This window comes from Pisciglobus halotolerans, assembly GCF_900113675.1.
Lineage (GTDB): Bacteria > Bacillota > Bacilli > Lactobacillales > Carnobacteriaceae > Pisciglobus > Pisciglobus halotolerans.
Window position 1 is genome coordinate 170326 of sequence record NZ_FOQE01000001.1, and the last position, 22044, is coordinate 192369.

Consider the following 22044-nt stretch of genomic DNA (forward strand, 5'->3'; position numbering starts at 1 on the left):
AATTTTGGTACCCTCGCATCTTTTGGTATAAGGAAACTTTTATTACACCTTTCTTTCTCGCTAAGGGATTTTGGTACTCTCGCATTTTTTAGAAAATAAAAAAGGCAGATTTCTTTCTACATTTTCATCAACTGACTTTGTAAAAATGCTATAATCAACAAGTAGAAAAGTTTATGGCGGTGGCTATCTTTTTGAAAGGTGGTAGTGCTTATGTATGTAGGTGCCAAAATCTATGAAAAGAGAAGCCCTTTGTCTGTTGCTGAAGCAATGCAGCTCATGATTGATTTTGGAAGTCTTGTGATTTCTTTAATCGGTCTTGTGGTTGTACTGATCAAGCTGAATGATGACAATAAAAAATAACCGTCTAACTTTAGCCAGTTACGGTTATTTTTTATAACTTATTTAACTGCTGCCGTCTTTAACGGTTTCTACAAGGGAAGCTTTGTTAGCGCAAGGCTCCCTCTTTACGTTAAGATTATATCATGCTGACAACTGGAAAACAATCTTTTGCTTTTAAAAAAGCTCTCGCTTCAAGATAGAAGCGGGAGCTTTTTCGTTAGTTTAAATGATTCGCAATATCGATTTTAAACGTTTCTTTTTGTTTGTCGTTTTCTTCTTTTATGTTCTCCATTACAAGATGGCATTCAGCAAATGGTGCATAGTTTTGATTTAACAAGACAAATTTTTCTCGTATGATTCTCTCTTGACTAGAGGAATTCTCATTATCAGCAATCAACAATACTTCATTTGAGATTTTATTTCCTTGATCATCTTCGAAATAAATACTCAAACGTTTCTCTTTTAGACTTTCTGAAACAGGGTTCAGCTGCAAGAACTCAAGCCAAATAATACTATTGGTAAGTGTTCTTGTCTGTGTCAGCAAACTAACGGAGACTTGCGGCAGTTCATTGCGTCCACGTTGCGTTTGAATAGCCAAAAGCGGCACCATTGTTTCCTGGGGCAAGTGCCCGCCATGTACGTATTGATAACCGCCGCCAGCTAATGCAAAACGATTGGTGCTTCTTGGCACGGTCACATAACCAGAAGAATTAATTTGTTCTGCCAATGAAAAGCTTAACGTACTCGGTATATGCGTTTCTTGATTAGTTAAAATAAAGCGTTTATTGTAGACTGCTTCTTCTATCCCTTGTTCCAATGTGATTTTTTCTGCAGGTTGTATCGGGCTTCTACTGTATAAAAAGCCATGGTCTGCGGTAACAAATAATTGTTTCGCACTGACTTCTGTTGCTAAACGTGTCAATAAGCGTTTCAGCTGGTACAGAGTTTCTCCAACTGCTGAAAACACCTCATTTTCAGTTGTTCGTTGATCACCGATGGCATCGATATGGTTATGATAAATATAAACGAGTTTCTTACCGCTAAAGGCTTTTCTCAATTCATCTCTATTCATTTGAGTGATTTCACCATATCGAATCGCCATAGCTTTTTCAGCATTGGTTTGTTGAAGAATACTGTTTCGTTTTTCAACACTGTTCGTTGCCAATCCATCAACAGTTACTTCACCATTCGCTTCAACAGCAAGTTGCTGATACGGCAGTAACGCTGCCATACCAAGTGCTGTATAAGAAGGTATCGCTGTCTGCATACTAGTGATTGTTCCCCTGAACCGTTTCTCCTCTACCAATCTTTGAAATAGTTCTTGTCCTGCTTCATACCGTAAAGCATCAGATATGATGACGAAAGTTTTTCTATCTTGCTCTAGCAATGGTTGAATTTCTTTAAGGTAAAAATCCTGCTGTTTTGGACCAATATTTAGGCTGGAAGCTTTTAATAATAAATGATCCCACTTTTCTGTAAACTGATTTAAGAAAAACCAATGATACTGTCTTTCGATCTGTTCTTTTAACGGTTCGAATGCGTCGTTAAAAGCTTCTAATTGATCAAAGCAGCTGTACCATTTTCGATAAGCTTGATCGACAGCATAAAATTTTTCTTCATATTGTTTCCATAAACCCTCTGCTGTCGCTACTTCTTCCAATGCAGTCCTTATCTCGTCCAGTGAATGGTAAAACTTGGTGCTCCAACGTAACGTATGGTAAGGCAAACGATAATGTTTATACCAAAATGTTCCTCTCCTATTGGTAATGAGCTGTTCACTCGTTTGATAATCAGCATTTCCTTTTTGTATCTGATCCGCTAACTGCTCAATCAAATAAACATCAAATGCTTTAAATGTCTCCATTTGAGCTGCAGAAGCTAAAGGTAAATCTTTGAGTAAAGCAGAAATACCTAAGTCTTGTTCCATACAATCAGCTACTTCGATATAGCTTTCCTGCTGATTTTTTAAATTCATCCATTGATTGATAAAAATAATGACTTGATTCCTTTTTGGCAACTGATACCTCTTTAATAAGCTAGGCAATTCTTCTTGCCATTCACTAGCTAAGTGGGTAGCAAATAACTGCTTAACCAGAGAGTCTATCGATAATATCCCACTGATACTTGTTTCAGCATTAAAGCCAAACAAGCGGTCTACTAATCGCCAAAATCTTTTGATATTGCCGAATTTTTGAATGGATTCCCAACGCTTGCTTTGTCCCTTCACCCATTCATGAAAGATTTCAATCAAAATGGATATCCAATGTGGTTGATCGGCTTTCGTTAAAACGGCTAAAATACACAGCTCCATCGTATCTTCATCTTGGGTGATCGACTGCTGGTAAAGTCGCTTAAACTTTGATGTCCGTTCTTTCGCATTAAAAAAGTTCTGATATTTACTTGCTAACTGAGTTAATGCAGCGTTAGCTGAATCAATCCCTATAGCTGTATAAAGCAAACTTTCTTTATCTATTTTTAACTCTTTACTATAAAGCAGGACATCTAACAAAGGGTTCTCTCGATCAGGAGGCCGATCCATTACCAAATACAGCAGTAAATTCTCATCCACACGCTCTTTTTCAATTTGATAATTCATATAAATATAATGATGATCATCTATGATCAATAAATTGAATAGAGAACTCTTTTCGCTCAAATCTGTTAAACGTTCTAGATAGTACTGGTCTTTATCATAAAGATAAAGGATTTTTCTTTGCTCGCCCCTTTGAAGAGGTGAGCGGAAGAAACGCTGAATGTTATTTTCCAATTCGCTTGCCACTGCTGTCCCTCTTCCTGTTTGTTAAATTTTTTCAAGCAAATTTTGTTTCGTCAGCTTTCCTGCTTGGTCTTTGATCACTTCAATCTGCTGGAATTTTTCATAATTAACTTTGACACCGTCATCTAAGTCCAATTCAATCTGTTGCTGGGCAATATGGTCCAACACTTCTGCATATTGCACGATTTCTTCTTTGTCTTTCAAATAGTTTTCAATCGTCTTTTGGGCAGCTGCTTTTGCTTGGCGAGAGGCATCGGCATCATCAATCACATGTTGTTCTAATGCAATCAAGTTATCTAATGTTTTGCTTTGCTGCAGCACGTAATCTGTCCGAATACGGGCAACTGTATCTTTATCGTAACGATGCAAATACATCAAGCATTTAAAAGCCCCGCGTTTCCCGCTGCTGAACATCCAGTAGATCGGTCTTTTTTGATAAATTTTCCAGTGGTCTTTATAAAAGTCTTTGGCGAAATACCGACGAATACAATAACGAGAACTTTCATTATTCTTTTTCCCAAGCGTTTCCGCAATAAACGATAAATTTTCTTCCACTGTTTCTTCCCCGTAAATCAAACCGATCAATTCTTCAACTTTTTTGACAATATCATCCTCAAAAAAAGCTTCCTGCGTTACAGGAATCACATTGTCCTGATCCGGCTGATACTGCTTGTACTGCTCTGGACGCCAATCTCCACCCGCATAAGCTAAGCCTTCTTCGTCCAAAGAATACCGTCCAAAAGCAAGACCAACTAAATAAGAAAGAAAACTTTTTACATCTCTCACCTGATCTGCTTTACGCACCGTGACATCTTTTTCTTCAACCTCAGGCGTCAATTCATCTTGCAAGCCATAAATATCAATAAAAATCCTGTTCAATTCTTCTTCATTAGCCTTCAGCTGATAAAATTGTTTCTCGGCAAAAGATGCCCAAGAAGCAAAAGATTCCTCTATCAAATTACTCGGATACGTTAAAAATGGATGCTGTTTAAAATCCCAAGACGTTTCAAAAGAATCCCAATCTTTTTTGGAAATGTTAATATTCGCTTTTACGATATCGTTTATTTTCTCAGAAAAACTATAATTAATTATAACTGGCAAATTAGATATATTACCTTTTTGAAAATTTAAAGTAGGATTCATGACACTTAAAAAGTAAAAGACTACTTCCGAGCATAATAATGCAAGAAAATAATATGGGTCTTCCTCCCTTGTATTTGCAAATGAACCACTAGCATCAAATAAAAAGCCTTTTTCAATATATCTTGCAGAAAACTTATATGAAGATAATGAATTCCACGTAAGATTTTCTTTAAAAATATAATCCAAATTAAAAGCATGAGCAGGTATCTTGCCTGTTTCATCTTGATAATTTCTCATATATATACCGTCGTTTTCCCAATTAACTACATATTCATTGTTTCCATACCATTTTCTATAATTACCACCCTTACTGTAAGGAAACCATTTTTTATGCCCTTTTACAGCTGCTTCCCTATCTGAAATTTCAGCACCAAATTTATTAGCAGATATTTCATGCCAAAGTCTTATAAATATTTCATTATTCCCTGTAATCATCCCAGCTCTAGTTGTTAAGAGATCACCAAAACTTTTTTCATAATTAAAAATATCAAAGCTTTTTTGTGTTGCCCAATATGCAATCGGACTTCCAGGAATGCTTTTGAAACTTGTTTGTTTGGCTTTAAAGTATAAGGTCTTATCTTCAAATGCTTCTTGTTTTTTTATAGCGTTTAGAATATCTACCATTCGAATATAAATAGCTTGATAATTCGGAATAGCACTCTTTTTTACTATAAAAGTAGTGTTTTGAACGACCTCACCGCCGATATCTTCAAATGCTCTCGTTCCTAAATGGATCATATTGATAATGGTTTCGGTATTTACAAGTTTCTGGCGTAATTTTTCATAAGAAGATAAAAACATCCAAGAATGTTGATTAATAGTAGCTGTATAGAAGTTTTCTTTTGTAAATTTTTTGGTTACTTTCATAAATACAGCAAACAAATCACTTTTTTCATCTGGATAATTCTTCTTTACATACTTAGACAGTTTGGGATCCATTCCTTTTGCTCCCATATAGGGTGGGTTTGTCACTACAATCTCATACTGCCGGCTAAGCAGCTGGTATTGCTGCAGCAAGTCTTCTAAGATAGGAAAAGCATATTCGACTAAACTGCTGGTAAAAATATCCAATTCGCTGTCATGTTTAAAGTAGTTCATCTGCTCCTTGATCCGCTGTGTATCAATTTCTGGAACTTGAATGATTGATCCATATAATTTGGCGTCTTTGAACGTTTCAGTCAGTTTTTCTACTTCATTCAGTAGAGATTCATCTTCTTTAGCAAATAAATAAAGATCTTCTTCTGTGAGCTCGTTGCTTTCTTCGATACTATGAACATGCACTGTATACTTACGGCTAAATAGACGACTGTCATAAGACCGTGCTTTCATGATCAGCGCAAAGGTTGCCAATTGCGCCGCACGCCGGTCGATATCCAAACCAAATAGATTCTTTTCCAAAATCAATTGCGGAATCTCGCGTTTAGCGTAACCTCTGGAAAGATAAATGTGATAAAAAACTTCAAAAGCATAGACTAGAATATGTCCTGATCCGCAGCAAGGATCTAAAAACTGAATTTCTTCTACATTTAAGGTTGGATTTTTTATATCTTCCAGTTGTTGCAAAACTTCTTCTGTCTGCGTAGCATCAGCCAAATAATAGTTCAACTTCTCTTGCAAGTCTTGATTTGGATGCGACTCTAACCATAACCTTCCAAGCGAGTTATCGACCATGTATTCAACGATCCAGCGTGGTGTGAAGAGCTGAGTTGCGGCTGGGATATCTTGCTTGCCGATTTTTTTATTTTTCTTTAGATTAGCAAAAACTGTATCTTTTCGCTCTGCAATATAAAACTGATACAGCCAACCGACGATTTCCACGTCTTTCCAGTCTTCTTCATTGATTAACTTGATGATATCTTTGATGATACTATTTTCTTGTAACAGATTTTTAGGCAAGAGTAATGCCAGATCATCGGATATATATTCAAACACATTGGGAATGATTTCACCCAATTTATTGCATTGCTTTATGAGCAAATATTGATACAACTCTTCGTTTTTATTTTCATCTTGTAATTGGAAAACCAGTTCTCTATCTAGTCCCAATTCCTCTGTTAATTCAAGAATATGCGTTAATGCATCCGGTTCTGTTTTGCCCGGAGTTTCTGAAGATAAAATGCGCATCCGAATCGGCAGATAGTTATTTACTTCCATGAAGCGTAAAGCAATGATGCGGTTAAACCAAGTGTAAGCTGCTTCATCCATCACTTGTTCATATCCGTCGTATGCCAGCCGATTTTTCAAATGATTGTATTGTTTTAATTCTTTTGGGCCAAAGACTTTCCCGTTGATGATTAAACCGTCTTTTAACTCATCAATCGAGCTAATGCCTTTTTCTGTAATACCAAAATCAAAGGCTCTTTGTTTAACACCCTTCTTTATTTTGTCTCTCGCTAAGGAGGCGAACTGACGCAAAGCTGTTTTATTCAACGTCATTCCCCCCCCTTAAGATAACTTAATGAGATCAATATTTTCGTTTTGCAACGATCTCATTAAGTTATCTTTTAAAATATCGAGGTAGCGATCTACGTCATCTTCTGAGCGGATTTCGATCAAATGATGCGGCAAGATTTCGTTTTGCTTCATAATCAAAGCTTTTTCCGATTTAACTGCTGGTACAGGCTTTGGTTCTATCTTCTTCGTTACTGAAGATATCGACCCATCTCTATCTGTTCCTTCGCCAACATGGAATCCGTCCAGATGATCAGCAGACTCTTTTTCTTTATTTGCTTTTCTTTCTTGTTCTTTTCTTTGTCGTTCTTGTTCTTCGTATATGGCACGACGAGCTTCTTCAATCGCTCTCAAGGTAACGACTTTGATTTCGCCGCTTTCGCCTTTATAAGATTGTAATTTCCCAACTGTATCCGCATGGTTGACCTTTTGTTCTAAGTCATTCATCTTAAAGTAAAAATTTGATTCAATTCGTTGGATGCTCGCAAAACCTTTAAGTTCTTCCATTTCTCGTGCAATATCTTTGCGGTCTTGTTCAATCGTGTCTCGAATCGGTTGAGAGGTGCTTTCTAACTGTTGAATCAGCTCATTATTAAAGCGATCGATCAACTCCGGCAGTTCTTTGATTCTAGAATAGGGACGCGACATTTTTAAAATGTCAGAAACGTTTGCCATAATATGATCGATTTCTGGATTGTTTAAGTAGTTTTTATCTTGGTCATATAATGTCCATTTTTCTTTAGCTTTCAAATAGATCTCTTTTTGGTTAGATTTGAAGAATTCACGGACATCGCGTAATGCTTCATGCAATTCGACCAATAGATCTTCGTTTTTCGTCAGTTCTTTAAAGAAGGTATTTGAATCATCAATTGAGACCAGTTTGTCTATCATTTTGGCAGCCTCTTCTACAACTTCTTTTTCAGGAAATGGCGCATAACGATATTCAGCTAACAATAAATCCAATTGTTTTTGCTCTTTACTAAAGCGATCAGCAATAAAGCCGAACATGTCTTCTTCTCTTTCGCCAATATGACTGATACCAAACATCTCGCTCATCATCCGTTTTGCACTTTGAATCATTTTTGAAGAGAGAACTTCGCGTATCGACAGTACGATTTTTTCTTGGCTGTCTTTCTTCAAAACCATTTTTAGAAAATCAGTTTCCATAGTGGCTAAGCGACGGCTGTTTAACGTAAACTGAATGCGTTCTTCTTTCAACAAACGAATTAAACTGCCCAAAATGTCTAAGTCATTCCACCCGTATGGAGCAGCGGCGTAACGTTGCATCACTTCTCGTAATGTGATCGTCAGTTGACGCTCATACTGTTGGTTTAAATAGTGATAGATTTCTTCAGTTGCCAAGTGATTTTCATCATCGAATCTACCTTCAAGCAAATGCATTTCTTTATCAGCAATCAACTTTTCCACATCATCTTTTGTATAGGAAACAGCCACATAGCGAATCTTAGCATAAATAGATTCCACCAGTGAGTGTAGCCCTTCTTCTATTCTTTTTGCTGGAGAACCTGCAGTTTCAATTAAATAGCCGTTTACATAAATACGCGCCTGTTCAATGGCATTTTGTAATTTAATGTCAATCGTTTTTTGCAACTGAACTCGTTCATTTGCTTTGCGCAAGTGAATTTCTTCAACAATAGGCGTTTTAGTTTTTGCCGATTGGCCTCTTAAATAGTCATTGATTTTTAGGTAATAGCGCAATTCACTAAAGTCTGCTGCTTCCGGAAACTGAACAATGACTTTTGGTTCTCTTTGAGATAGGGCAATAACTTCTGTTTCTTCTGTGTATTCACTAAAGACAGACAACAAGCGAACACCAAAATCTAAATGTCCATTCCGCACAGCACGTTCATCTATCCACTGAGAAAAGTCAAATAAATACTGAACTGCTTTCCGATCAGCAAATGGTTGATAGGTATATCTCTTTAAACGAATCACTTCATCAAAAAGCAGCTTTCCTGCTTCTAGCACTAATTGTGAAGTTGGAATTTGAACACGGCTGATTTCTCGGTTAACATCTTGTTCTTCGTTGGTTAAGAATAAGTATTTGTCTCCCGTTTTTTGAATTAAAAATTCTTTTTGCAATCGCAATAACGAATCGTTGACACTTTTACCTAACTCAATCATATCTTCATTAATTTCACTCAGCATCAATGTGGTTAAGTTTTTAACCGTTCCTGGCATTTCATCAACATAACGAATCAAAAACAAACACTTCAATACTTCTACATCAAAGTCTTTTATTTTTTCATTTTGATTAGCTTTAATGATTGTTGAACGTACAGAATGTTCCAAGGCTTGATCGATACTATTATAAAAAGTTTGAAAAGGCACCAACTTACCGATGTTAGCTTCCTTTATACCAATCGTTGCTTGCTGGATCGATTCCAGCAAATTCCGTTCTCCATCTGATAAATGCTTGCCAGCTGAGCCATGCTCACGAATACTCGTAAAAACTTTTTGCAAAAGATTAAACTGATAGGGAACAAATGGGTAGACAGCAGCAAAATCATCACGATCTTTATAAAAACGCATCGTAGAAGATTGCTCAAATTCCAATTTATTTTTTAAAGCGGCTTCCTGCTCGTCATAAGTCAAAACAAGGGTATCTTGAGCAGCAGGCGTTTTATCTAATAAACGAATTTTGATGACTTCATCTGCATTTGCACTGCTTAAGCTGATGCGGGTGTTAAAACGTCCTTGGATTTTAGAAAAGTCACGGACGGACATACTTTCTGTTAAACTATCGATGTCTTGTTGAGAAGTAACAATGACCCAGACTTTGCCTTTTAGCAGTTTGCCTAGATCCTCCACAACGGTTTGGAGGTTGAGCATCAGAGCTGTATTGTCAGAAATAAACTGACCAACTTCATCGACGGCGAAGATGAGATGATAGTTATCCTCCTGCTGATCAATAAATGCTTTTAGTCGTTGAGCAAAACTATCTACTGAAATACTGTAATTATTTTCGCCGTTTTCAATCCAACTTCGGGCACTAGCTTCTGACATGCCTGTCGCTATAGTTAAAGCGGTCACTGCTTCATCCATATTAAAAAAGATCTCGTCGCGTCCTTCAGTCCAACTTAAATCTGTTTCCTCTTCAAAGGCTTTTTTGAATGCCTCATACTGACCATTCTTATCTAATACTTCTTCTAGCTGAGCCAACCATGGAATACTTGCTGAATAACCGCGCATCTCATTGAATACTTTATTAAAGACTTCTACGATCGCCCGCTTATTCTGCTTGCTGTCAGCTTCTGATTTAGAATCAATATTGAAAAGAATCACATCACCAGATATCGCTGAAGCTTTTTGCATCATTTGCAGCAATTTTTCATCTTTCATCTTATCTTCAAAGTAACTTACTGCTTTTTTCCCTTTTACTTCTAAATGAGGGTTCAACAAGTAAGAAAGAATCTTTAGAAAATGTGACTTCCCTGAACCAAAGAAACCGGATACCCAAGTTCCTATTTTATCTGTTTCTTGAGACAAAGAACGATCATAAGCTTTAAAAAAAGTCTCAAAATGTTTTTGTAATTCTTCTGTCACAACATACTCTTCTAACTCAGTATGCATCATTTCTTCTTCTTTTTGGCCGATTTTAATTACGCCCTGAATTTCACGATTGATGTCTTTTTTAAATAATTGCTCAATATTCATCTTTTTTATCTCCTCTTATTTTATTTTTTCTTGAAAATTGGAGGAGATATTACGTAACGCAAATAGAGCCATAAGTTCTACCTATGCCTCTTTTTATACTACTATTTAAGTGTTCAAAATTTAAATAACAAAAGTAATTTTTGAGTTCAACAACACTATAAGAGTCTACAATAAAGTGCGTGCGTGCGTGCGTGCGTGCGTGCGTGCGTGCGTGCGTGCGTGCGTGCGTGCTAACATACCATTACCTCCTTGTCAAGTTTAATCTTCTACGATTTTAAAAGCTCTGTAATAATGATCATCAGTCATTTCATTAAACAAACTTAATGTCCCATTTTCATAGGTGCCTGGATAAAATAGAATTAAAGGGTTGTTTTCCAAAACAGTTTGCAGGTTATTCAGCACAACATGTGAACGAACGATTGGATAAGCTTTGCCGACACCTGTAATAAAAATAATAGCTTCTTTTTCTAAATGTTCATTGATATATTGAATGATCCAGTCATTGTCTGTAGCAATTTTTAAAGCTTTTTTCATTTTGTCATACCATTCAATGCTGCCTTTTTTTGCTTCCATTTGAAAGTTTTTTTCCATATAGCCGCGTTGTTCAAAAAAAGCTAAAATAATATCATACAAATCAAATAATTGAATCGTTCTGTTTCTTTTTTCTAAGTACCTCTTTAACTTAGGAACAGCTTCGCGGACGATCAATTCATCAGTCGGGTCGTAGTCAAAGATATAAAAACCGATTTCATTCCCTAATCCTTTTTGCGCAAGCAATCTAGGATCTTCCAGTTTTTCTTTTAACTCATCTATTCTCTTTGTTACTTCTCTCATACGTATGCTCCTATCAATACTTCAACAATTGCTTTTTCCTTTTGCTCAATCAGGTAGTTTTTTACACTTGAGTCTAGTAGGATTCGATAAAGAATCAGTTCTTCTTTGTTTTCTCTTGCCATACCTGCTTCACAAAGAACATGATGATAGGCACTGATCAACTTTTTTTTGGTTTCAGGATGCCAGTTTCTAACCGTTTCTGATTGCTCGCTTTTTGATTCAATAAAATAAAGCGTTTCTTTCTTCAAAACTTTTCCTGCTAAAATAAGATATTTGTCAAAAACAACTTCTCTCATCCATTCATAAAAAAGCTGATCTCTTTTTAATAAAGCATATAAAAGAATCCCTTTTGCTGTAGATGAATCAGTCGAAACCAGCTTTTCCAACAAGAAATCATCTAGTTGCGTAAGACGTTTATTGATTTCACTGTAAAATCGGCGTGCCCTGTCGGTATTCGAAAGCTGAAAAATATTTTCTTCTATCACTTTTTTCTTTATTTCTTCTTTTGATAACCCTTTAGCCATTAAATCAGCAATGATTTTTGTTTCGCGAAAAAGAAACGGACGTGTATTTAACACTGTTACATATTTCTTTGTCATGTTTTTCACTTCCAAACAATTCAATTACTTAGATGTAGTATACCATGTGTTTAAAGGTTAGAATACCTCTTGCCAGCTGTTATTTTTCTTACTCTGCTTACTCCCTTTGAAAATCTTTTATCAAAAATCTCTTCAATTTCTTGATCATTTTTGAAAAAATACAGTTTTTACAATTATACTGATCCTGTTTAACCTGTTTATCAGCTGACATGCATACAGCAAACATAACGCAACTTGACTTCCCCTTTTTCTCCTGTTCGCCTCTTTACTTTCTAAATCGTTTAAGTTTCAGTCAAAACTGACTGTTTCAACGACTTAGTTGAATACAGTTTATAAAAAGCAAACCTGCAGTCAACTGCTGATTCATTGGATATCACACGACAGATTAACAGCTGTTGCAAGGCTAGTAAAAGCAGTCATTCTTTATTGAAAATCCGCTATATCCTTAATTTTTTACAAAAAACCTGCAGAGCATGAATAGCTGCTGCAGGTTTTTATATAAATCGTTAACGCAAAATGCTTTGCGTATTGATATTTTTGATGTATTTTTTATAAATATACCGTAAGAAGATCACACATAAAACGGCTGATATGAGCTCTGCAATCGGATAAGACCACCAAACTAATTTGATGTTTCCGCTCAATGAGAATAAATAGGCAGCGGGAACGAGAACAACCAGCTGACGGCATACAGAGATAGCTAAACTTAAAAATCCACGGCCGAATGCTTGGTAAACGGTACTGCAGATGACACTGAATCCAGCTAAAATAAAGCTTAAACTGATCGTTCGTAAGGCCGGCATACCGATTGTCATCATTTCAGGAGAAGCATTGAACAGGTTCAGCAGTTGTTCTGGAAATACTTGGAAGATCACTAAGCCGAACAGCATAATACCCATTGCATAGGCAATAGAGTAGGCAATGATTTTGACCATTCGTTCTTTTTTGCGTGCGCCATAGTTGTAGGCCAGAATCGGGATCATGCCATTATTCAGTCCGAAAACCGGCATAAAAACAAAGCTTTGAAGTTTGTAATACACTCCGTAAACAGCTGTTGCGGTAGAGCTGAACGTCATTAAAATCACATTCAAGGAATAAGTCGTTACCGAGGTAATCGACACCATAACCATCGAAGGGATCCCGACGTTGTAGATACCTTTGATCGTTTTCTTGTCCGGTTTAAAGGACTTGTAGTCGATTGATAATTCTGTATTTTTCCGGTGATGAAAGTAAATCGCAGCAGAAGCCGCAATCACTTGCCCAATGACAGTTGCCCAAGCTGCTCCCGCCATTCCCATTTTTGGGAAACCTAACAGTCCAAAAATAAAGATCGGGTCTAAAATAATATTGATAATAGCGCCTAAACCTTGGGTGTACATCGTATAAATCGTTTGTCCTGTTGACTGCAGCAGACGTTCATATGTCACTTGAATAAACTGACCGATAGAAAAACACATCACGATCATTAAATATGTTTTTCCATAATTTAAAATAACAGGATCTGTCGTTTGTGTTCGAAAGAATAAAGTAACTGCAGTTAATCCTAATACTAGGAAGACCGCATAGTGGGCTAACGCTAAGAAAACGCCGTTAGCTGCTGTACGGTCTGCTGCAGCTTTGTTTTTTTCGCCCAATTGACGAGAAAGCAATGCGTTCATTCCTACACCTGTACCGACTTGGACTGCAATCAGCAGATTTTGAACGGGAAAAGCTAATGAAACAGCTGTCAAAGCTTCTTCATTGATCTGCGCGACAAAAATACTGTCAACAATGTTATAGAGCGACTGAATCAGCATCGATACCATCATCGGAACCGACATCGATAAGATTAAGCGGTTGACCGGCAGTATCCCCATTTTATTTTCTTTTATATTCTCCAATATTTGTCTCCTTTTTATTTTTTTATACAAGAAGAATGGCACTGCTTATATGAAACGTGTAAGCAATGCCATCTCTTTTTTGCTCTTTTATTAGTTTACCTGTTGAAACTAAAAATTGCATGTCCTTTTTAAAAAAATTGCTTTCTTTTATGCCTCTTCAAACTGACTGTTATAAAGGTTAGCATAGAAACCGCCTTTTGCCAATAGTTCTTCGTGGTTTCCTTTTTCAATGATGTCGCCATTGTCCATAACCAATATCAGATCAGAATTTCTAATGGTAGACAACCGGTGGGCGATCACAAAAGAAGTTCTTCCGACCATCAACTTGTCCATTGCTTCTTGGATCAACGCTTCTGTTCGTGTATCTACTGAACTGGTTGCTTCATCTAAGATCAATAATGGTGCATCTTTGATCATGGCACGAGCAATCGTGATCAACTGTTTTTGTCCGGCAGACAAGCTGGTTTGATCATCCAACACTGTATCATAGCCTTGTGGAAGTGTATGGACAAAGTGATCGAGACCGACTGCTTTACAAGCTTCTTCTACTTGGGCATCTGTGACGCCTTTTACGTTGTAAACAACGTTGTCTCGAACCGTTCCGCCAAAAATCCAAGTGTCTTGCAAGACCATACAAAACTGATCATGGACGTTTTCACGCGTCAGGTCTGTCGTGGGGATGCCATCAATTTTAATCGAACCGCTGTTGACTTCATAGAAGCGCATCAACAAGTTGACGATCGTCGTTTTACCAGCACCTGTTGGGCCAACAATGGCAACTTTTTGGCCTGGTTTGATATAAACGGAAAAGTCATTGATAATCGTTCTATCCGGTGTATAACCAAAATGAACATGGTCAAATTCTACTTCACCGCGTACATTTTCTAATTGAGCAGTCTTATCTGTTTCGTTTCCTAATTCGTCTTCATCTAAGAAGTCAAATACCCGCTCACTAGCTGCTGCTGTTGATTGAAGACTGGTAGCAGCTTGCGCAAATTGAGACAAGGGCTGTGTAAACAAACGAATATACATCATAAAGGCTACGATGACCCCAAAAGTAATTTTGCCATTCAAAGCTAGGCTAGCACCTAAGATGCTGACCAATACGTAGCCGAAGTTTCCGATAAAGTTCATCAACGGCATCATGATTCCTGAAAAGAATTGAGATTTCCATGCACTTTGATACAATTCGTCATTGATTGTATCAAACGTTTCTTTTGCTTCTCTTTCAGCATTGTAAGCTTTGACGACATTGTGCCCAGAATAGATTTCTTCTACATGTCCATTCACGGCTCCTAACGCTCTTTGTTGGGCACTGAAGTATTGTTGAGAGTTTTTAACGATCAATGTCATCAAGCCGAAGCCAACCAAGGTCGACGCAATAGCGGCCAAAGTCATTGGGATATTAGTGATCGCCATCATAAACAAGGACCCAATAAACATCGTCGCTGCTGTAACCAATGACGAAATACTTTGGTTCATCGTTTGGCTGATCATATCTACGTCGTTGGTCACTCGGCTCAAGACGTCTCCGGTACTGTTGGAGTCAAAGTAACGCAATGGCAAGCGATTGATTTTTTCTGAAATATCTCTTCTAAGCTTTTTAGCCACCCGTTGTGTGATCGTAGCCATGATAAAGCCTTGGACATAGTTTGCAACAAAACTGATCACGTACAAGATCACTAATAGAAACGCGATCTTTTCAATAGCGGCGATATCCATCTCACCCTTCAGTCCAGCTGTGATCAAATCTGTGATCTCACTCAATTTACGTGGACCAACTAAAGAAATGATTGCTGCCCCCATAGCTAAAACCAGTGCAAAAATGACAGCCGGCAAATACACACGGATATAGGCAAGCAGGTTCTTATACGTTTGCTTAAAATTTCTAGGTTTTGTTCCTGACATTTTGCCAGCATGTTTACTCATTAGCAAGTTCCTCCTCTGATAATTGAGATTGAGCAATCTCGCGGTATACTTCACAAGTCTCTAATAGGTCGTCATGTTTCCCTTTTCCGACGATTCTACCTTCATCTAAAACGATGATCGTGTCTGCATCTTTGATCGTTCCGATTCGTTGACCGACGATCAAGTTCGTCACGTCTCCAGCTTCTTCTTTTAGTTGAGAACGCAAATCGCGGTCCGTCTTATAGTCAAGCGCTGAGAACGAGTCGTCAAAAATGAAGATTTCTGGATCACGGGCAATTGCTCTGGCAATCGCTAAACGTTGTTTTTGTCCGCCTGAGAAGTTATTTCCGCCTTGAGCCACGTGCCCTTCATATTGACCTGTCGTTTTTTCAACAAAATCTGTTGCTTTAGCTACACTGACCGCATGTTTAACAGCATCTTCTGTGATGTCACCTTTGCCATTATCACCAAATGCAATATTGGATGCGATCGTTCCGCTGAACAATACTGATTTTTGTGGTACATAACCAATCTTATTGCGCAAAGCTTCTTGCGTATAGTCTTTGATATTGACACCATCGATGAGGATCTCTCCTTCAGTCGGGTCATAAAAACGTGGTACTAAATTGATGATCGTACTTTTCCCGCTCCCAGTAGCACCGATGAAAGCAACTGTTTCTCCTTTGTGGGCAGTAAAATCAATATCTTTGATCACATAATCTCCAGCATCTGGATATTTAAAGCTGACATGTCTGAATTCAATTTCGCCTTCTAAGTGATCTTTTCCTTCATTTACTGTACCGTCTTCGATCGTTGATTCTGTATTCAACACTTCTTTGATCCGATTTGCAGAAACTTGTGCTCTTGGCAAAATCACAAAGATAAACGTCAACATCACAAATGACATGACCACTTGAATCGCATAAGAAGAGAAAACGACCATGTTACTGAAAATAGTGATTCGCTGCATGACGTCCAATACATCATGAATCAAGTAAGCACCGATCCAATAGATCGCTAAACTCAATCCATTCATTGCTGCAGTCATACTTGGAGACATCAATGCCATTGCCCGTGTAGCAAATAAGTAATTGTCATTTAAGTCAGTATTGGCTTTTTCAAACTTATTTTCTTCATGCTCTTCCGCATTGTAAGCTCGTACGACTCGGATACCCGTTAAGTTTTCTCTTGTTACAGCTGTCAAGTTATCCGTTAATTTTTGGATACGTTTGAATCGCGGCATCGCCAAGCTGATCACGACAATGATCACGGCCAGCAAAGCGACAACCGTCACACCTGTTGCTGCTGTCCATTGCCAGTTCTTGTTTGAAATTTTGGTAATGGCCCAAATCGCCATGATTGGTGCTTTGATCAAGATTTGCATCCCCATCGCGATAAACATTTGAACTTGGGTAATGTCATTCGTTGAACGCGTGATCAAGCTGGAAGTTGAAAAACCATTGATTTCTTCCATTGAGAATCCTTCTACTTGGTTAAATAATTTTTCTCTTAAGTTTTTTGCAAAAGAAGCAGCCAACCGTGTAGAGAAAAAGCTGACGATAACAGCAGAAGCCAAACTTCCTAGTGCACATAACACCATATAGCCCCCGGTTAAAATAATATCTTGCGTTTCGCTGCCGGGTGTTTGAACTTTAACTGTGATTTCAGACATATAGTCCGGTATCTTTAAATCTAAGAAGACTTGAGTGACAATAAATAGGAAAATCAAAAAAATGAGACCCCAGTCTTTAGCTTTTAAGTATTTTAATAACTGTATCATAGATAAACTCCTTTACTTTTTAATCATTTTCATTTATGTTGCTTCTAATTTTGCTTAACACCCTAAAAAAGATTGCTAGTTCTTCATCTGTCAAACCAGCTCGCACCTGACTCTCGACAGCACGCATGCACCCTACTGCTTTCTTTTCAAACTCAACGCCTTTAGAGGTAATCGCTAATTTTTTTAATCGAGCATCATAACTGACCGGCTCACGATGGATCAGCCCTCTTTTTTCGAGGGTGTTTAAAATACCCGTCGCAGTTGACCGACGAATGGTCAGCAATTCTTCGATATCTTTTTGAAAGATATCTTCCTGTTGGTGGCTTTGGATATAGCCGATGATCTGATGCTGCATCAGATTACTGCGGTTCCCAAAAACTTCTGCCATCTTTTTGGCAATCGTTCGTTTTACTTGATTACTGGTTGCCTGGAGTGAGAAACTAACAGACTGTGTATGTTCTCTCACTTTTTTCCCTCCTCATTTGGACTTGTTTTAATTCCTTTTTATTGACAGTTTGCTGAATAAAGGAAAAGTACGTGACTCATAAGCTTGTTCTTCTTTTTAACTTTCCTTATTTAAAATCAACTGCTACACAACATGTTCAGCATACATTTTTTACTTCTTTTTTTGTTCAGAGCCTAACTGTTAGTCCACTAACTGTTAGGCAACTAGCAAGTAGTATAAATACTTTTATTCCTATATACAAGGCTTTTTTTGCAAAAAATAGTTAAAGTTTTTTTAAAAGAATATTGGTACCCTTTACATCCTTGATAGCTTAAGAAATTAACTTTTGTGCTTTTACCAGTCTTCTTTTAAAAAAATATTTTTTTATTAACATTCCGAGTCATTTTGTTTGATTACTTCGAAACTATAGTTTATTCTGAGTCTAGAAGTCATAAAGTCATAATGGAAGAGTGCCGGGAGAAGCAGTAGCAGTTCTTTCTGTTAGCGCTTTATGTCTGACTATTACATACTTATATGGAGGAAAGGCGGTTGTTGGGATGGTAAAAAGAAATAAAAAATGGCTTTCTTTAGGGATAACAGCAAGCATGGCCTTACTGTTAGCAGCTTGTGGCAACGGCGGCTCAACAAATAAAGATAATGCAGATGGAGGCAGCGGCGATAAAGTAGAGCTGGAATTCTGGTCTTTCTGGGGATCAGGCATGCGTCGCGATGCAGTTGAAGACATTATTAAAGACTTCAACAAATCACAAGATCATATTGAAGTAAAATATGTTTATCAGCCTTGGGGCGATATTTGGACAAAATCTTTGGCGTCTATTGCTGCGGGGGATCCGCCTGATGTCATTGTTCAAGACATCAACTCTGTTCAACAGCGTGCAGATGCAAAACAAGCAACGAATCTTCAAGAATACTTAGATAAAGAAGATGAAGACATCAGTTCACGCTTCTACCCTCAATTGTGGGATACTGTCATGTATGAAGATGATGCTTATGCTCTGCCATTCAACACAGATACACAAGTGTTGTTCTATAATAAGGATATGTTTGAAGAAGTGGGATTAGATCCTGAAAATCCACCAGCAACATGGGATGAATTGGAAGAAGCAGCTCACAAGTTGGATGTCAAAAAAGGCAACAACTTTGAACGCATCGGTTTCTACCCATTATGGAACTTAGGTGCAGACGTTTGGGCTTTGAATGCTGATCATGGTACCAGCTGGTTTGACAAAGACGGCAACGTAAAAATCAATACACCTGAAAAAGTTGAAGCTTTAGATTGGGTATTAAAACAACAAGACTATTACGGCCGCGATACCATTAATAATCATGAAGCAGAATTTGGTTCTGGCGTAGCCGATCCATTTATCTCCGGCTTAGTCGGTATTCGTGCTCAAAATATCAACTACTACACCAACTTGCTTGAAAATGCTCCGGACGGCTTCAACTACGGTGTAGCACCTCTTCCTGAAAAAGAAGAAGGATCAGGACACTGGTCATGGGGCGGCGGATTTGTCTTGGAAGCTCCATATGGTGCTGAGCATCCGGAAGAGTCTTACGAATTCATGAAATACATGACTTCGCCTGAAGTCCAAGAAAAATTCGGTTTGAACAGCTTTGATATCATGGCGAATGAAGAAGCCAACGAAAACTTGAAAGAACATCCTGATTTAGATGATAAAGGTCATATGATCTATGATATGGCGCATAAGAATCTAGAACAAACTGTTATCACACCGATTCCATTAGAAGCTCCTGATTACACAGAACTGGTCAACGGACAATTGGACGAAGCCATGTTAGGTAATAAATCAGCAAAAGAAGCTTTGGATGCAGCCCAAAAATCAGTTGAAGATCTTGTTGAACAGCATAAATAACAAAAAAGGGCATTTAGGAGATAGGGTGACAAAGCAAATTTTCTTTGTCGCTCTATTTTCACTATAAAGGATGGTGAGAAAATGGCTACAACATCAACAAGCAAGCAAAACAAGAAAAAACGTTGGACAAAAAAGCAGAAAAAAGACGCTTGGTGGGGATTGCTTTTCGTATCACCTTTTATCATCGGCTTTCTCATTTTCATGCTCGGTCCCATGCTATTTTCCTTCATTGGTAGTTTTACCAACTATAACTTAACATCTCGCATGGAATTTATCGGATTAGCCAACTTTAAACGTATGTTCACCCAAGATGAACTATTTTGGAAGTCGCTCTATAATACGGCTTATTACGTGATTTTGAATGTGCCATTGACGGCTGTCGGCAGTGTACTACTTGCCGTTTTGTTGAATCAGAGGATGCGTGGGATTTCTATATTCCGGACGATTTTCTATTTACCTGCTATTCTTTCTGGGGTAGCTGTATATGTTTTGTGGATGCAGCTGCTTTCGCCAACATCCGGTTTGATCAATACCGTTTTAAGTTGGTTCAATATTCAAGGTCCAGCTTGGCTGTTTGATCCGGTCTGGACAAAACCTGCCTTAATCTTAATGAAACTGTGGAGTGTCGGCGGAGCAATGCTGCTCTATCTAGCCACTTTACAAAATGTTCCTAAGCAGTTATACGAGTCGGCTGAGATCGACGGTGCAAGTTCATTCAAACGATTCTATCACATCACTTTACCAATGATTACACCAATCATTTTCTATGATGTGATCACCTCAACGATCGGTGCCTTTCAAATTTTCCAGGAAGCTTATGTCATGACAGATAGCGGAAAAGGCGGACCTGCCAATTCCCTGCTCTTCTATAACCTGCATATGTGGAACAAAGCTTTCGTGGCCTTTGACATGGGATATGCCATGGCGATGTCGATGATCTTGTTTATCATTGTTTTGGTTTTGACCTTTGTTAACTTGAAGTTAGCGCCTAGATGGGTTCATTATTCATGAAAGGAGGAAATGAGATGGTTGAGACAACTTCTTCTGTTACAAAAGCAGAAAGCACACCAAAGACAAAACACTTTAAAAGTCGTAAACGACAAAAAAAGATCGGCAAAATCATTACTTACATCTTGCTGATCGCCATTAGTATTATTTTGATCTCACCGTTACTGTGGATGGTTTTTACTTCATTGAAACCAATGAACGAAATTGTAAAGTATCCACCGACTTTCTTCCCGGAATCCATTGAATGGTCTAACTATACGACGACTGTGAATGCTTTTCCTTTCTTTCACTATATGAAGAATACGTTGTTTATTACATTCTTCGTTGTTCTTGGAAATGTGGTCTCTAACTCATTTATTGCTTATGGGTTCGCAAAGATCTCTTTTCCAGGGAAAAATGTTCTCTTTTCTTTAGTATTGGCGACAATGATGGTTCCAGGATTTGTAACGATGATCCCGCAATATATTCTATTTACTAAACTCGGTTGGGTAGGTACATACCTTCCATTGATCGTTCCTTCCTTCTTCGGAAGTGCTTTTAACATCTTTTTGATGCGGCAATTTTATATGTCGATCAATAATGAGCTGATTGAAGCTGCGCAGATCGATGGTGCTAACCACATCTATATTTGGAGTCATTTGATGATTCCGCTGACAAAACCTGCTTTGATCACGATTGGGATCCAATCTTTTAATGGTGCTTGGAATGACTTCCTCGGGCCCTTGCTTTATATCCATGATGAAGACATGTACACCTTACAAATCGGTTTACAAACGTTCCAAAATCAATCTACTACTCAGTGGAACTACTTGATGGCCGGCGCTACGTTAGTCATGATTCCGACAGTACTGCTCTTCTTCTTCGCTCAGAAATACTTTATCGAAGGTATGGATTTGACAGGCGGATCAAAAGGCTAAACAAATACACAAATATACAAAAAACAGTCTTCTTCCGAATCAACAGAGTATACTGACCCCCAAATGTTAGACCAAAAATCTAACATTTGGAGGTCATTTTTTATGGCTAAATATAGCTTTGAATTTAAAAGAATGGTCGTGAAGGAGTACATCAAAGGTTTTGGCGGATATGCCTCTCTAGCTGAAAAACATGGCATTAAAAGCTACGGCCAAGTACGTGATTGGGTGAAAGTTTATCAAGAGTTTGGTGAAGAAGGGTTACAGAGACGGACAACGAACAGGGATTATACTGTTCAATTTAAATTAGATGCGGTAGAGTTGTATTCAAGAACAGAGTTGACCTATCGAGAAACAGCCAACCGACTGGGACTGACTACCCCTGCATTGATTA

The 22044-nt window shown here is 37.9% G+C and carries 14 protein-coding genes; 5 read left to right on the top strand and 9 right to left on the bottom strand.

The genetic code is table 11. The features are described 5' to 3' along the window. Nucleotides 1-210: 210 nt before the first annotated feature. Nucleotides 211-360, top strand: coding sequence for a putative holin-like toxin (locus BM057_RS00785; protein WP_092090775.1), 150 nt, complete (start codon nucleotides 211-213; stop codon nucleotides 358-360). 196 nt (nucleotides 361-556) lie between these two features. On the opposite strand, the gene pglZ is transcribed toward BM057_RS00785, so the two are convergent. The 9 genes from pglZ to BM057_RS00830 form a co-directional block, all read right to left on the bottom strand. Next, entirely contained in the window at nucleotides 557-3118 is a 2562-nt protein-coding gene (gene pglZ / locus BM057_RS00790; RefSeq protein WP_092090776.1) for a BREX-1 system phosphatase PglZ type A, read from the bottom strand. Nucleotides 3119-3139: 21 nt separating this feature from the next. Continuing rightward, nucleotides 3140-6688, bottom strand: coding sequence for a BREX-1 system adenine-specific DNA-methyltransferase PglX (gene pglX, locus BM057_RS00795; RefSeq protein ID WP_092090790.1), 3549 nt, complete (start codon nucleotides 6686-6688; stop codon nucleotides 3140-3142). A 15-nt stretch (nucleotides 6689-6703) separates the two neighbouring features. Next, complete coding sequence (brxC, locus tag BM057_RS00800; RefSeq protein WP_092090777.1) at nucleotides 6704-10387, bottom strand: BREX system P-loop protein BrxC; 3684 nt, start codon at nucleotides 10385-10387, stop codon at nucleotides 6704-6706. 258 nt (nucleotides 10388-10645) lie between these two features. Further along, a complete protein-coding gene (locus tag BM057_RS00805) occupies nucleotides 10646-11221 on the bottom strand; it encodes a DUF1788 domain-containing protein (protein ID WP_092090778.1) in 576 nt (191 codons plus the stop codon). Next, complete coding sequence (locus BM057_RS00810) at nucleotides 11218-11820, bottom strand: DUF1819 family protein (protein ID WP_092090779.1); 603 nt, start codon at nucleotides 11818-11820, stop codon at nucleotides 11218-11220. The genes BM057_RS00805 and BM057_RS00810 overlap by 4 nt, the downstream gene beginning before the upstream one ends. Nucleotides 11821-12326: 506 nt before the next feature. Continuing rightward, nucleotides 12327-13700, bottom strand: a complete 1374-nt coding sequence (locus tag BM057_RS00815) for an MATE family efflux transporter (RefSeq protein WP_218147429.1) — start codon at nucleotides 13698-13700, stop codon at nucleotides 12327-12329. Between the two features lie 147 nt (nucleotides 13701-13847). Next, a complete protein-coding gene (locus BM057_RS00820; RefSeq protein WP_047392235.1) occupies nucleotides 13848-15629 on the bottom strand; it encodes an ABC transporter ATP-binding protein in 1782 nt (593 codons plus the stop codon). Continuing rightward, nucleotides 15622-17388 (bottom strand): ABC transporter ATP-binding protein, encoded by a 1767-nt coding sequence (locus tag BM057_RS00825; protein ID WP_092090780.1) that lies wholly within the window; start codon nucleotides 17386-17388, stop codon nucleotides 15622-15624. The genes BM057_RS00820 and BM057_RS00825 overlap by 8 nt, the downstream gene beginning before the upstream one ends. Before the next feature lie 19 nt (nucleotides 17389-17407). Further along, entirely contained in the window at nucleotides 17408-17854 is a 447-nt protein-coding gene (locus BM057_RS00830) for a MarR family winged helix-turn-helix transcriptional regulator (protein ID WP_092090781.1), read from the bottom strand. A gap of 536 nt (nucleotides 17855-18390) precedes the next feature. On the opposite strand from BM057_RS00830, the gene BM057_RS00835 reads away from it, so the two are divergent. From BM057_RS00835 to BM057_RS00850, 4 genes are all read left to right on the top strand, one after another. Continuing rightward, nucleotides 18391-19728 carry an ABC transporter substrate-binding protein gene (locus tag BM057_RS00835; RefSeq protein WP_092090782.1) on the top strand — a complete coding sequence of 446 codons (1338 nt, stop codon included), beginning with the start codon at nucleotides 18391-18393 and terminating at the stop codon, nucleotides 19726-19728. 81 nt (nucleotides 19729-19809) lie between these two features. After that, nucleotides 19810-20739: a carbohydrate ABC transporter permease gene (locus BM057_RS00840; protein ID WP_047392243.1), complete on the top strand. Its 930-nt coding sequence runs from the start codon at nucleotides 19810-19812 to the stop codon at nucleotides 20737-20739. Between the two features lie 14 nt (nucleotides 20740-20753). Further along, a complete protein-coding gene (locus tag BM057_RS00845; RefSeq protein WP_092090783.1) occupies nucleotides 20754-21653 on the top strand; it encodes a carbohydrate ABC transporter permease in 900 nt (299 codons plus the stop codon). Nucleotides 21654-21755: 102 nt separating this feature from the next. Continuing rightward, nucleotides 21756-22044: helix-turn-helix domain-containing protein (locus tag BM057_RS00850; RefSeq protein WP_177186135.1), on the top strand; the 289-nt coding region annotated here is incomplete at its 3' end.

Coding starts and splice junctions, on each gene's coding strand:
- BM057_RS00805 (WP_092090778.1), bottom strand. CDS start 11,221: ATGAGAGAAGTAACAAAGAGAATAGATGAGTTAAAAGAAAAACTGGAA.
- BM057_RS00810 (WP_092090779.1), bottom strand. CDS start 11,820: ATGACAAAGAAATATGTAACAGTGTTAAATACACGTCCGTTTCTTTTT.
- BM057_RS00820 (WP_047392235.1), bottom strand. CDS start 15,629: ATGAGTAAACATGCTGGCAAAATGTCAGGAACAAAACCTAGAAATTTT.
- BM057_RS00845 (WP_092090783.1), top strand. CDS start 20,754: ATGGTTGAGACAACTTCTTCTGTTACAAAAGCAGAAAGCACACCAAAG.
- BM057_RS00840 (WP_047392243.1), top strand. CDS start 19,810: ATGGCTACAACATCAACAAGCAAGCAAAACAAGAAAAAACGTTGGACA.
- BM057_RS00825 (WP_092090780.1), bottom strand. CDS start 17,388: ATGATACAGTTATTAAAATACTTAAAAGCTAAAGACTGGGGTCTCATT.
- brxC (WP_092090777.1), bottom strand. CDS start 10,387: ATGAATATTGAGCAATTATTTAAAAAAGACATCAATCGTGAAATTCAG.
- BM057_RS00785 (WP_092090775.1), top strand. CDS start 211: ATGTATGTAGGTGCCAAAATCTATGAAAAGAGAAGCCCTTTGTCTGTT.
- BM057_RS00835 (WP_092090782.1), top strand. CDS start 18,391: ATGGTAAAAAGAAATAAAAAATGGCTTTCTTTAGGGATAACAGCAAGC.